At 71.7% G+C, this 11,202-nt stretch carries 16 protein-coding genes; 3 read left to right on the top strand and 13 right to left on the bottom strand.

Features of this window, described 5'->3' with window-relative positions; genetic code table 11:
• Positions 1-337, bottom strand: a 337-nt coding sequence (locus tag L0P92_RS36585) for a histidine phosphatase family protein (protein ID WP_234767373.1), incomplete at its 3' end; no start/stop codon positions are given.
• A gap of 72 nt (positions 338-409) precedes the next feature.
• Between L0P92_RS36585 and L0P92_RS36580 the strand changes: the two genes are divergently transcribed.
• The 3 genes from L0P92_RS36580 (at position 410) to L0P92_RS36570 (ending at position 3,052) form a co-directional block, all read left to right on the top strand.
• Positions 410-1,903 carry a bifunctional phosphatase PAP2/diacylglycerol kinase family protein gene (locus L0P92_RS36580; RefSeq protein ID WP_234767372.1) on the top strand — a complete coding sequence of 498 codons (1,494 nt, stop codon included), beginning with the start codon at positions 410-412 and terminating at the stop codon, positions 1,901-1,903.
• A 113-nt stretch (positions 1,904-2,016) separates the two neighbouring features.
• The gene (locus tag L0P92_RS36575; protein WP_234767371.1) at positions 2,017-2,838 is read left to right on the top strand and encodes a methyltransferase domain-containing protein; all 822 of its coding nucleotides are present in this window, start codon (positions 2,017-2,019) and stop codon (positions 2,836-2,838) included.
• Positions 2,839-2,881: 43 nt separating this feature from the next.
• A complete protein-coding gene (locus L0P92_RS36570) occupies positions 2,882-3,052 on the top strand; it encodes a hypothetical protein (protein WP_030047999.1) in 171 nt (56 codons plus the stop codon).
• Positions 3,053-3,114: 62 nt separating this feature from the next.
• Here the strand turns inward: L0P92_RS36570 and L0P92_RS36565 are convergent, their stop codons facing one another.
• Genes L0P92_RS36565 through L0P92_RS36510 form a run of 12 tightly spaced genes read right to left on the bottom strand, consistent with a single transcriptional unit; the run spans position 3,115 to position 11,143 of the window.
• Positions 3,115-3,399: a gas vesicle protein K gene (locus tag L0P92_RS36565; protein WP_234767370.1), complete on the bottom strand. Its 285-nt coding sequence runs from the start codon at positions 3,397-3,399 to the stop codon at positions 3,115-3,117.
• Positions 3,396-3,584, bottom strand: coding sequence for a gas vesicle protein (locus L0P92_RS36560; protein ID WP_234767369.1), 189 nt, complete (start codon positions 3,582-3,584; stop codon positions 3,396-3,398). The genes L0P92_RS36565 and L0P92_RS36560 overlap by 4 nt, the downstream gene beginning before the upstream one ends.
• Positions 3,581-4,393 carry a GvpL/GvpF family gas vesicle protein gene (locus L0P92_RS36555; protein WP_234767368.1) on the bottom strand — a complete coding sequence of 271 codons (813 nt, stop codon included), beginning with the start codon at positions 4,391-4,393 and terminating at the stop codon, positions 3,581-3,583. Before L0P92_RS36555 ends, L0P92_RS36560 begins: the two co-directional genes overlap by 4 nt.
• Positions 4,390-4,716 carry a gas vesicle protein gene (locus L0P92_RS36550; RefSeq protein ID WP_234767367.1) on the bottom strand — a complete coding sequence of 109 codons (327 nt, stop codon included), beginning with the start codon at positions 4,714-4,716 and terminating at the stop codon, positions 4,390-4,392. Before L0P92_RS36550 ends, L0P92_RS36555 begins: the two co-directional genes overlap by 4 nt.
• Complete coding sequence (locus L0P92_RS36545) at positions 4,713-5,789, bottom strand: SRPBCC family protein (RefSeq protein WP_234767366.1); 1,077 nt, start codon at positions 5,787-5,789, stop codon at positions 4,713-4,715. Before L0P92_RS36545 ends, L0P92_RS36550 begins: the two co-directional genes overlap by 4 nt.
• Positions 5,786-6,424 carry a DNA primase gene (locus L0P92_RS36540; RefSeq protein WP_234767365.1) on the bottom strand — a complete coding sequence of 213 codons (639 nt, stop codon included), beginning with the start codon at positions 6,422-6,424 and terminating at the stop codon, positions 5,786-5,788. Before L0P92_RS36540 ends, L0P92_RS36545 begins: the two co-directional genes overlap by 4 nt.
• Positions 6,425-6,436: 12 nt before the next feature.
• Positions 6,437-6,682, bottom strand: a complete 246-nt coding sequence (locus tag L0P92_RS36535; RefSeq protein WP_234767364.1) for a gas vesicle protein GvpG — start codon at positions 6,680-6,682, stop codon at positions 6,437-6,439.
• Positions 6,683-6,686: 4 nt separating this feature from the next.
• Positions 6,687-7,475 (bottom strand): GvpL/GvpF family gas vesicle protein, encoded by a 789-nt coding sequence (locus tag L0P92_RS36530; RefSeq protein WP_234767363.1) that lies wholly within the window; start codon positions 7,473-7,475, stop codon positions 6,687-6,689.
• Positions 7,472-7,909 carry a gas vesicle structural protein GvpA gene (locus L0P92_RS36525; RefSeq protein WP_234767362.1) on the bottom strand — a complete coding sequence of 146 codons (438 nt, stop codon included), beginning with the start codon at positions 7,907-7,909 and terminating at the stop codon, positions 7,472-7,474. The genes L0P92_RS36530 and L0P92_RS36525 overlap by 4 nt, the downstream gene beginning before the upstream one ends.
• Before the next feature lie 52 nt (positions 7,910-7,961).
• The gene (locus tag L0P92_RS36520) at positions 7,962-8,294 is read right to left on the bottom strand and encodes a gas vesicle protein GvpO (RefSeq protein WP_372497390.1); all 333 of its coding nucleotides are present in this window, start codon (positions 8,292-8,294) and stop codon (positions 7,962-7,964) included.
• A 60-nt stretch (positions 8,295-8,354) separates the two neighbouring features.
• Positions 8,355-9,299: a non-homologous end-joining DNA ligase gene (ligD, locus tag L0P92_RS36515; RefSeq protein WP_234767360.1), complete on the bottom strand. Its 945-nt coding sequence runs from the start codon at positions 9,297-9,299 to the stop codon at positions 8,355-8,357.
• Positions 9,296-11,143: a transketolase gene (locus L0P92_RS36510; RefSeq protein WP_234767359.1), complete on the bottom strand. Its 1,848-nt coding sequence runs from the start codon at positions 11,141-11,143 to the stop codon at positions 9,296-9,298. The genes ligD and L0P92_RS36510 overlap by 4 nt, the downstream gene beginning before the upstream one ends.
• Between the last annotated feature and the right edge of the window lie 59 nt (positions 11,144-11,202).

Below are 11,202 nucleotides of genomic sequence, written 5' to 3'. Positions count from 1 at the left end.
CGTCCCCACCCGCCCAGGCGAACACGGTCTTCATGTAGAGCTCCCCGTGCTCGGTGTCCCCGCGCAGCATCTCCAGATCCCCCGCCGCCACCTCACGGATCCCGTCCCGCACGAGCACCTCAAGGCCCCGGGCGGCGGCCAACGGGGCGGCGGTGAGCTGCGTGCGGATCAGAGTGGAGGCGTAGACCGCCTCGATGTCCTCGTCGGCCAGCGCCGACGGCAGCACCGCGGCCTGCCGCTCGCCGAGCAGGGTCAGACCGGCGCCGGGAACAGCCGTGTCCAGCAGGAAGTCCACGTTGGCGGGCGTCTGACCGTGACGGACGAGGAGCAGGCGCATCTACGGGTTCCTCCGTGTGTCGGTCACCGCCGGCCGGACAGCAACCGGCCACTTCAGGGTACCCAGCCCTGTATGAGCCCAGACGTCGATCTCACCGTCCCTAAGCCCGGCAGGCACGCCCTGCGCACCCGGCTCCTCGCCCTCGACTCCCGGCTGTTCGAGTTCGCCGCCGAGCAGCACTGGCCGTACGCCGAGCCGGTCCTGCCACGGCTGAGCCGCAGTGCGAACCACGGTGTGCTGTGGTTCGCGACGGCCGCCGTGATCGCCGCCGCCCGGACCCCTCGGGCCCGCCGGGCGGCGGCGCGGGGTCTGGCCTCGCTGAGCCTGGCCTCACTGACCATCAACACCCTGGGCAAGCGGTCGGTGCGCCGCCCCCGTCCCGTCCTGGACCCCGTTCCGCTGGGCAGGCAGCTGAAGCGACAGCCGATCACCACGTCGTTCCCGTCCGGGCACGCCGCGTCGGCGGCGGCGTTCGCGACCGGTGTCGCGCTGGAGTCGCCCGCCTGGGGCCTTGCGGTGGCCCCGATCGCCTGGTCGGTCGCGCTGTCGCGGGTGTACACCGGCGTCCACTTCCCGAGCGACGTGGTGGCGGGCGCGGCCCTGGGCGCGGGTGCCGCGTTCGCCGTACGGGGCATGGTGCCCACGCGTGACCGGCAGGTTCCGCCGGCCCGGCCCCGTACGGACGTTCCGGCGCTGCCGGACGGCGACGGACTGGTCGTGGTGGCCAACAAGGGGTCGGGCAGCTCCGACCGGGTGCACGCCCTGCTGGACCTGCTTCCGCGTGCCGAGCTCGTCGAGTGCGAACCGGCCGACACCCGGGCCGAGTTGCGCAAGGCGGCCGCCCGGGCCCGGGTGCTCGGTGTGTGCGGCGGCGACGGCACCGTCAACGCGGCCGCCGAGGTGGCCCTGGACCACGGCCTGCCCCTCGCGGTGCTGCCCGGCGGAACGCTGAACCACTTCGCCTACGACCTGGGCGTGGAGGACGAGCGCGATCTGAGCCGGGCCCTGCGGCGGGGCGAGGCGGTGCGCGTGGACGTGGGCCGGTTCACCTGCGGCGGACAGCAGGGGGTGTTCCTCAACACGTGCAGCCTCGGTGTGTACCCGGAGCTGGTGCGCGAGCGGGACCGCTTCTCGGCCGGCGTCGGCGCCTGGCCGGCCGGGGTGCTCGCGGCCCTGCGGGTCCTGCGCCGCGACCGCCATCCGCTGCACGCCGAAGTCGCGGGCCGCGCACACCCGTTGTGGATGCTGTTCGCCGGGAACGGCACCTACCACCGGATGGGCCTCGCCCCCGCGCGCCGCCTGAACCTCGCGGACGGTGTGCTCGACGTACGGGTCGTGCACGGCGGACGCCGACCCGCGCTGCGTCTGCTCGCGGCCGCGGTGGCGGGCCCGCTGACCCGCTCTCCGGCCCATGCGGCGGTCCAGGTCGGCCGGCTGCACCTGTCGGGCGTCACCCCGGGCGCGCTCCTCGCGTACGACGGCGAAGTCACCGAGGTCGGCGGCGATGTGACGCTGGAGAAGCTGCCGGAGGCGCTGACGGTCTACCGCCCGCTTGCCGGCATCTGACCCACGTCTGACTGCCCGTCAGTCCAGATGGTAAAACGCAGGTCTCACCATTCGACATGCGGGCGTACCGTGTCGAGTACCGCACGGTTACTACGCCGACGAGGGGAACACGCATGTCGAAGGCCCAGGAGACCGCCGTCTACACCCACGGCCACCACGAGTCCGTACTGCGCTCGCACACCTGGCGCACCGCCGCCAACTCGGCGGCCTACCTGCTCGGTTCCCTGAAGCCGCACATGCGGATCCTGGACGTCGGCTGCGGTCCGGGCACGATCACCGCCGACCTGGCGGCCCTGGTCCCCGACGGGCGGGTGACCGGCGTCGACCGGGCGCCGGAGATCCTGGAGCAGGCCCGGGCCACGGCGGCCGGACGCGGCCTGACCAACGTCGACTTCGCGGTCGCCGACGTGCACGCCCTGGACTTCCCCGACGACACCTTCTGCGTCGTCCACGCCCATCAGGTGCTGCAGCACGTCGGCGACCCGGTGAGCGCGCTGCGCGAGATGAAGCGGGTGACGAAACCGGGCGGGTTCATCGCGGTCCGCGACTCGGACTACGCCGCCATGACCTGGTACCCGGCGTCCCAGGCCATGGACGGGTGGCTGGACCTGTACCGCAGGGTCGCCCGCGCCAACGGCGGTGAGCCGGACGCCGGGCGGCGGCTGAAGTCCTGGGCGCTGCGGGCGGGGCTCACGGACATCGTGGCCACGTCGAGCACCTGGACCTTCTCGACGCCGGACGAGCGGGCCTGGTGGAGCGGGCTGTGGGCGGATCGCACGCTGGCCTCGGCGTATGCCGAGCGGGCCACTGAGGGCGGGCACGCTAGCACGGAGCAGCTGCGGGCCGTTTCGGACGCCTGGCGGGAGTGGGGCCGGCAGGAGGACGGCTGGTTCAGTGTGCTGCACGGGGAGATTCTGTGCCGTAAAGATGCCTGAATCGCGTTTTTCCGGAAACCCGGCGAGCAGGAGGTCAAAAACTATGGTTCCTATTCTGCTCGTGCTGCTGCTGGCTCTGATTCTCTTCGGCGCCGGATTCGCACTGAAGGCACTGTGGTGGATCGCGGTCGTGGTTCTCGTGCTGTGGCTCCTGGGTTTCGTGATGCGCGGCACCACCGCGGCAGGAGGCCGGGGGCGCTGGTATCGATGGTGAATCCGGGTTAGTTCTCGATATCGGGAAAGGGTTGGTTCTCACTCCTGGGAAAGGACTGGTTCTCACTCCCGGGGAAGCAACGGCCCCAGCGGCCCGAGGTCCAGGTTCAGGTCCTCGGGCCGCAGCCCGTAGCGCTCACGCAGCTCGGTCATCCGCTCGTCCAGCAGCATCAGCGTGAGCCCGATCCGTTCCTCCTGCTCCTCGCTCAGGTCGCCCGTGTCGAAGCGGCGCAGCGCCTGGCGCTCCATGAGCTGGCGCAGCAGTTCCACGACGGTCAGGACGAGTTTCACCAGGTCGCGTTCCACGGTGTCGGGGTCGAGGTCCAGTCGGTTGCGCGAAGAGGTCACGCCGGTTCCCCCCAGGGCGACGGGACCTGCTCGCCGACCGAGCTGATCAGGGCGTTCAGGTCGATCCGGACGAGGTCGACGTCCGCGATCCGCAGAGTGATGTCCCCGGTGACGACGACGCCCCCGGCGAGCAGCCGGTCGAGCAGGTCCACGAGGGCGATCTCGCGGCGTTCGACGGCGGTCACGGTTCCACCTCCGGTTCCTCCGCGAACTCCCCGGTGAACGAATAGGCCGCCCAGGGTCCAGTGAGTTCGACCCGGATTCCGGGGGCGTCGTCCTTCTCCCGGTCCACCAGTTCCACGAATTCCTCGGATTCCGCACGGGGCACCAGATAGGCGGCGTTCAGTATGTTCTGTCCGGACGCGCCGGAAAGCGCGGCGCTCTGCGGGGCGTGCAGCCGGGAATCCTCGGCGAAGGCGGAGAGCGTTTCGTGCAGCCGGCCGGAGAACGCGGTGGCCTTCTGCCACACGTCCTCACGGGCCCGCGTCCGCATGCGCCGCTGACGCAGATAGTCGCGACCGGACACGGCCGCGCCCCCGGTCCGGCCGCCCTCCGCGCCCTCTGCCCCCTCCTCCGGCCCCGCCGCCTGCGCGGACTCCGGCTCGGCGTACACCTTCACGCCCCACTCGACGCGCCCTTCCAGCCGGTCGAGGACGCGTCGGAAGTCGTCCTCACGGGCCTCGATCATGGTCCGTACGCCGCTGTCGTCCCGGAAGACGGTGGCGAGCCGGAGCGGCAGCGGGGTGGTGACGACGGTGAGTGCGTCGATGACCTGCTGGTGGGCGCGGGCCGTGGTGGTGAGCCACTCCATGTCCTCCAGGTGGGCGCGCAGCGGCTCCTCGGCGAAGTCCGTCTCGGGCACCGTACTGACGACGGCGATCAGACCGTGGTGCGTCAGCTGCTTGGGCGGCGATCCGGCCACCCCGGTCAGCTGCCGCTGCAGGGCGGAGCGAAAGGGGCGGCAGATGGCGTAGACGTAGCGCAGTCCTGTCATGAGGCCTCCTCCTGTCCGCGGGCGGGCTCCAGCTGGGCCAGCCGTTCGCGCAACTCGGCGTTCTCCCGGGCCAGTTCGTCACGGCGGGCGCGGGTCGACAGCGCCGGGTCGTCCTCCCACCAGTCGATGCCCATCTCCTTCGCCTTGTCGACGGAGGCGACGACGAGCCGCAGCTTGATCGTGAGGAGTTCGATGTCGAGCAGGTTGATCCGGATGTCGCCGGCGATGACGACGCCCTTGTCGAGCACCCGCTCCAGGATGTCGGCGAGATTGGCGCCGCTGTCGTGGCCGTAGGGCTGGGGCAGCCGCCCGGGCGTCGTCATCGGCGCCTCCCGCCACCGGCGTACTCGGCCTCGGGCTCGGGCTCCTCATCGGGCTCGTCCTCAGCCGCGTACTCGGGCTCGTCGTCCGCGTACTCCTCCTCGGTCTCGGTCTCGTACTCGCCCTCCGGTTCCTCACCCTCCTCGTCCGCGTACTCCGCGTCACCGTCCGGGTACTCCTCGTTCTCGTCCTCCGCGTACGCGGAGGCTCCGTCTTCCTCCTCCCCTCCTTCGTACGCCTCCTCGTCCTCCTCCGCGACCGCGTCCTCGTGGCTGCGGACGACCTCGCCGTCGCGGATCTCACCGCGCCAGCCGTCCTCGGCCGCTCCCTTGAGGGTGACGAAGCGGACGTAGTTCTTCAGGTCGAGCCGGGCGCGGCGGCCCTGGGCGCGCCAGAGGTTGCCGGTCTTCTCGAAGAGGCCCTTGGGGTAGTACTCGACGACCAGCAGGACGCGGGTGAGGTTGTCGGCGAGCCGATGGAAGGAGACGACGCCCTTCGTGGTGCCCTTGGCGCCCTCGGACGTCCAGGCGATGCGGTCGTCGGGGGCCTGTTCGGTGGTGTGCGCCTTCCAGCTGCGGTTGGACCAGAACACCTTCAGCTGCCAGTCGGAGGTCGTGTCGTCGGCGCGGTTCGCGCTCTTCACGCCCTTCGCGAAGGTGCTGAAGTCCTGGTAACGGGTCCACTGGTCGTACGCGGTGCGCAGGGGGACGCCGACATCGACGTACTCGATGATGACGGTGGGCCTGCTGCCCGCCCCGCCCTTGCGCCTGCCCCTGCCGCCGAGGTTCTTCAGCGCTTCGGTCACGTTGTCCCTGGCGCGTGCGGCGCCCAGCTCCAGCGCGCCGCGAAGCGGCCCCTTGCCCTCGGCGAGCTTGCGGCCGCCGTCCAGGGCGAGCCGGGCGAAGCCGGGGCTGCGGCCCTCGGCGACGTCGGTGAGCCTGACGGTCGCCTCGCCGAGTTTGTGGCCTGCGCCGGTCAGCAGCCGGGTGGCCTGGGCGGCGAGGTACTCGCGCAGTTCGGCCTTGAGCCGGTCGGCGGCCTCGCTGCGGGCCATGCCGCCGAGTGTGTCGCTCATCGCTCGTCACCGCCCTTCGGCAGCCGGGAGCGTGCACCACGGGCGGCTCCGCGCGTCGCGGCCGCCGTCTTCTTGGCGGCGGGCTTCCTGCTCGCCGTCTTCTTCGCCGCTGCCGTCTTCTTGGCCGCGGCCTTCTTGGCCGCCGCCGTCTTCTTGGCGGGCGGGGGTGCCTTCTTGGCCGGGGCCTTCTTCGCCGCCTTCTTCCGGCGCGGCTCCTCCTGCGCCTCGGACTCCTCCTCGGGCTCCTCCTCGGTGTCCGCGTCCCGCGGCTCCGCCGGCTCCTCGTCGTCGGGGCTGAGGTCCGGCACCTCGGGCGTCACCCCGGCCAGTTGGTCACGTACCTGTGCGGTACGCCCGTGCAGCCGGTCGGCGAGCGCGTCGAGCTGCCGCTCGACCATGGCGCCGGACGCCGCCTTGCCGACACCGCGCAGGTCCTCGCGCAGCTGGTCCCCGAGCTCCTTGAACCGCGGGTCGTTCCGGAGCTGTCCGGACACCAGGTCCGCGAGCGCCCGCGGGCTCAGCCGCATTCGCCTGCCGGCCACCAACGTGCCGACGGCGAACGCCAGTTTCAACTTCTTCGTACGTCCGAGGACGTATCCGGCCCCAACCGCGAGGCCGAGTCCCACTCGGTTCATCGTGCCGTCCCCTCACTTGCCCGTGCCGTGCGCGAGGGCGATCTCGAGCCGGTCGAGGAGTTCGTCCTCCCGGCGGTCGAACTCGTCCTCGTCGATCTCACCAGCCGTCAACTGCTCCTCCAACGCGGCCAGTTCGCTGCGCACGGTCGCCGGGTCGTAGTAGAGGCGCTCCGCCTCCTCCAGGACCTGTCTGATCACCCACGCGCTGCCGCGCACCGGGGCGAACGGCAGCAGCACCACTTCTCCGATCAGCCCCACGGCGTCACTCCTCGGTCCTGTCCACGCTCCCGGCGCCCTCCATGCCGGTCATGGACCCCGCGGGTTCGGACGGGCCGGGATCGACGAAGCTGTAGGGCGGCAGCGGGCCGTTGACGCGCAGTTCGAGGTGCGGGTGGTCCTTGCGGAGCTGCTCGACGGCCGCGAGGAAGGTCTCGACCCCGTCGCGTGCCACGAGGAACGACACGTTGGCGAGCCAGCCGGAGGAGTCGGGGCCGACGCTGACCGCGTCCGCCGCCGGTTCCAGGGTGTGCTGGACGTCGGTCGCGTCCTCGGCCTCCTGGGCCTTGACCGCGGCGACCACCATCTCGCCGAGCCGCAGCCGTTCCTCGTAAGTGCCGCCGCCGGCCTGCCGGTTGGACTCCGTCATGGTCCGGATCTCCGGGTTCTCGGACAGTACGCGGTGCAGCACGGCCTCTTCGGCGTGGCTGGCCTTGATGTTGTACTCGACCTTGCCGTCCAGGGCCGTGAGGCGTTCGCCGTAGTGTTCGGCGCGCTCGGCGAGGACCGAGGTGACCGCGTCGTCGTCGGGGGCGATGCTCCCGAACCGCATGGGCAGCACGCACCCGGTGGCGCCGGCCTCGGCGAGCACGTTCGAGTGGGCGAGCAGTTCCCTGCGCTTGGGGCGCAGCCCTTCGGGGGCGTCGCTGACGAGCGCGGCCAGGCTGCCCTGCTTCAGCACGCGCACCGGGCTCGGCGGGTCGCCGACGCCGCCCACGGCCTTGGGGAGGGAGGGGTGCGAGCTCGCGGTGATGCCGTACACGTACGTGCTCACTCCTGCCCCTCCTTCCGGCGAGCGGTGGTGGACTTGCGGGCGCGCGGCTTGGGCTGTTCGCGCTCTCCTTCGTCGCGTTCGTCCCGGGCCTGTTTGAAGGCGTCGGAGATGGTCTCGGCGGCTCCGGACAGCGCGCCCTTGGACTTGCCGTGCGCGCCGGACTCGGTGATCTCGCCGACCAGGTCGGGCAGGCCCGGGTCCTTGCGCGGGCCGGCCTCCAGGTCGAGGCGGTTGCAGGCCTCGGCGAAGCGGAGATAGGTGTCGACGCTGGCGACGACGACCCGTACGTCGATCTTGAGGATCTCGATGCCGACGAGGGAGACCCGTATGAACGCGTCGATGACGAGCCCCCTGTCGAGGACGAGTTCCAGGACGTCGTAGAGGCCGCTGCTGCCGCCTCCGCGTCCGGTCTGCTGTGCCGGGACAACGGTCATGCCGGCCGTTCCTCCTTGTCCGGTGATGGTGTGACGGGCGTGGGCGGGCGGTCTATCGGCCGCCTGGCCGGGGTGCGTCGGAGCGTCCGCGTTCGTAGCGGCGGACCCGCCGGTAGCCGGTGAGCTGTCCCTGCCGGTCGAGGTCCACCTGGTAGCTCGCCAGCAGACTCATCGTGTCGGGGACACGGGCCAGCTCCAGGACCTCGATCTCCAACACCCAGCCGTCCTCGGTCCGTTCGAACGAGGACACCGTCTCCGCGGCCTTGCCGGTGAGTTCGGCGAGCTGGGCGCGCGCCTGGCGCAGCACCTCCATGGGGGTCGGCATGTCGTCCGCCCCGCCCTGTCGTGGTCTGGATGATTTGTGTGAGTTCTGTGCATCAGTCATGGGCGCCTCCCACGGCGAGTGGCCCGGAAGTCGCCTGCCAAACCCATGAGTTCGTGTGTGTCAGCCACTGAGCGCGTCGAGCCTGCGCCGGGCGGGTCCCAGGGCGCGGGGACGGCTCATCACCCCCGCCCAGGGGTTGGTGCGGGCCTGGTCCAGGGCGTCGGCGATGGTCCAGCGGCGGGCGTCGAGGTCCGGGTCGTCCAGCTCGGCCCACGTGAGGGGCGTGGCCACGGGGGCGCACGGCCGGGGGCGCACGGTGAAGGGCGCGACCGCGGTCTGGGCGTAGGCGTTGCGCTGCACGTCCAGGTAGAGGCGGTCACCGCGGTCCTTCTTGCGGGCCGCGGTGGTGAGCCGGTCCGGGTGGGCGTCGACGAGGGTGTCGGCGACGTCCCGGGCGAACTCGCGTACCTCGTCGAAGTCCTGTTCCCCCTTCAGCGGTACGACGACGTGCAGGCCGCGCGACCCGGTCGTCATCAGCGCCGAGGGCAGCTTCAACGAGTCGAGCAACCCACCCAGCAGACCGGCCGCTTCCCGCACCTGCTCGAAGTCGTCCTCGGCCGGGTCGAGGTCGAAGACCATCCGGTCGGGGAAGTCGACCCGGTCCGTGCGTGACAGCCAGCGGTGCAGGGTGAGGCAGGCCTGGTCGGCGAGGTAGACGAGGGTCGCCGCGTCGTCGCAGACCGTGTGGAGGACGGTGCCGTCCTCCTTGGCGACCTCGGCCCGGGTGATCCAGTCCGGGTAGTGCTCGGGGGTGTTCTTCTGCATGAACCGCGGTCCGCCGACGCCGTCGGGATGGCGTTCCAGCATCAGCGGGCGGCCGCGCAGGTGCGGCAGCATGAACTCGGCGACGGACCGGTAGTAGTCGACGAGGTCGCCCTTGGTGTACTCCTTCGCGCTCCCGTCACCGTCACCCTCACCGGGGAACAGCACCTTGTCGACGCGTTTGACCTCGACGGTACGGCGCCCCGCCCGCACCCGCTTCGTATGGTCACCGCCGCCGGTCACCGTACGACCGCCTCCTCCACCAGCAGCTTCCCGGCGGCGGCGATGGACGCGGCGTCGATGCCCGCGGCGTGCAACTGCTCGTCCGGGGAGGCCGAGCCGGGCATCCCGCGGACGGCGAGGCGCACCAGGCGCGGCACCGGGCGCCCGTCGAGGAACGCGTCGAGGACGGCGTCGCCGAGGCCTCCCTCCTCGTGGTGGTCCTCCACGGTGAGCAGACAGCCGGTCTCCTCGGCGGCCCGGCGCAGGGTGGCCCGGTCGACGGGCTTGACGGAGTACAGGTCGACGACCCTGACCTGGATGCCTTCGCGGTCCAGGGCGTCGGCGGCGGCGAGCGCCTCGGGCACGGTGACGCCGGCCGCGACGACGGTCAGCCGGTCGCGGCCGCCGGAGCGCAGCACCTTGCTGCCGCCGACCGGGAACTCCTCGTCGGGGCCGTAGATCACCGGGCTCGCGCCGCGCGAGGTGCGCAGATAGCGGACGCCGTCCAGGTCCGCCATGGCGGCGACGAGCCGGGCGGTCTGGTTGGCGTCGCACGGGTACAGCACGGTCGAGCCGTGCACGGCCCGCATCATCGCCAGGTCCTCCAGGCCCATCTGGCTCGGCCCGTCCTGCCCGATCGCGACGCCCGCGTGCGAGCCCACGAGGTTGACGCCGGCGCCGCTGACGGACGCCATGCGCACGAAGTCGTGGGCGCGGGTGAGGAAGGCCGCGAACGTGGAGGCGTACGGCACCCAGCCGCGGGTCGCGAGCCCCACCGCCGCGGCGACCATCTGCTGCTCGGCGATGTAGCACTCGAAGAACCGGTCGGGGTGTTCCTTGGCGAAGAACTCGGCGCGGGTGGAGTCGCTCACCTCGCCGTCGAGGGCGACGATGTCACCGCGTCCGGTGCCGAGCGCGGCGAGCGCCTCGCCGTAGGCGTTGCGGGTGGCGACCTCCTCGCCCTTGTCCCAGCGGGGCAGTTCGACGTGTCCGGCGCGTACGGCGTGCAGCATGCGGGTGGCGGGCGGTTCGTGGAGCCGGACCCGCAGGTCGCGCCGTCCGCCGAGTTCGGCGATGGCCTCGTCGGCGTCCGGCAGCGGCTTGCCGTGCAGTCCCTCACGGTCCTCGACGGCTGCGACGCCCTTGCCCTTGAGGGTGCGGGCGAGGATCGCGGTGGGCTGTCCGACGGTGGAGCGGGCCTCGCCGTAGGCGCGGTCGATGGCGTCCACGTCGTGCCCGTCGACCTCGACGGTGTGCCAGCCGAAGGCCTGGAAGCGGCGGGCGTAGGCGTCGAGGTCGTGCCCGTGCCGGGTCGGTCCGCGCTGGCCGAGCCGGTTCACGTCGATGATCGCGGTGAGGTTGTCCAGATGCTCGTACGCCGCGTGCTCGGCGGCCTCCCACACGGATCCCTCGGCGAGTTCGCTGTCCCCGCACAGCACCCACACCCGGAACCCGCTCCGGTCCAGCCGCTTCCCGGCCAGCGCGATGCCGACGCCGATCGGCAGCCCCTGTCCGAGCGAGCCGGTCGCGGTCTCCACCCACGGCAGCTGCCTCGGCGTCGGATGCCCTTCGAGCCGGCTGCCGAGCTTGCGGAAGGTGACCAGCTCGCCGTCCTCGATGGCGTCCGCGGCCTTGAACGCGGAGTACAGCAGGGGCGAGGCGTGTCCCTTGGAGAGGACGAAGCGGTCGTTGCCGGGGTGGGCGGGACGGTCGATGTCGTAGCGCAGGTGCTCCGCGAGGAGTACGGCCATCAGGTCCGCGGCGGACATCGACGACGTCGGATGCCCGGATCCCGCGGCGTCGGCGGCACGCACACTGTCCACGCGCAACTGCTGGGCCAGTTCGACGAGTTCAGCGGTGTTCATGAGTGTCCTGGTCTCCTTCAGAAGGCCGGCGAACCCGCCAAGAGCTCGGCCCCCGGCCC

It is taken from the genome of Streptomyces muensis (genome assembly GCF_021474425.1).
GTDB lineage: Bacteria > Actinomycetota > Actinomycetes > Streptomycetales > Streptomycetaceae > Streptomyces > Streptomyces muensis.
Note: the sequence above shows the minus strand (reverse complement) of the source record. Positions and strands in the feature narration are given on the sequence as shown.

Coding starts and splice junctions, on each gene's coding strand:
- L0P92_RS36540 (WP_234767365.1), bottom strand. CDS start 6,424: ATGAACCGAGTGGGACTCGGCCTCGCGGTTGGGGCCGGATACGTCCTC.
- L0P92_RS36580 (WP_234767372.1), top strand. CDS start 410: ATGAGCCCAGACGTCGATCTCACCGTCCCTAAGCCCGGCAGGCACGCC.
- L0P92_RS36575 (WP_234767371.1), top strand. CDS start 2,017: ATGTCGAAGGCCCAGGAGACCGCCGTCTACACCCACGGCCACCACGAG.
- L0P92_RS36510 (WP_234767359.1), bottom strand. CDS start 11,143: ATGAACACCGCTGAACTCGTCGAACTGGCCCAGCAGTTGCGCGTGGAC.
- L0P92_RS36555 (WP_234767368.1), bottom strand. CDS start 4,393: ATGACAGGACTGCGCTACGTCTACGCCATCTGCCGCCCCTTTCGCTCC.
- L0P92_RS36525 (WP_234767362.1), bottom strand. CDS start 7,909: ATGACCGTTGTCCCGGCACAGCAGACCGGACGCGGAGGCGGCAGCAGC.
- L0P92_RS36550 (WP_234767367.1), bottom strand. CDS start 4,716: ATGACGACGCCCGGGCGGCTGCCCCAGCCCTACGGCCACGACAGCGGC.
- L0P92_RS36545 (WP_234767366.1), bottom strand. CDS start 5,789: ATGAGCGACACACTCGGCGGCATGGCCCGCAGCGAGGCCGCCGACCGG.
- L0P92_RS36520 (WP_372497390.1), bottom strand. CDS start 8,294: ATGACTGATGCACAGAACTCACACAAATCATCCAGACCACGACAGGGC.
- L0P92_RS36570 (WP_030047999.1), top strand. CDS start 2,882: ATGGTTCCTATTCTGCTCGTGCTGCTGCTGGCTCTGATTCTCTTCGGC.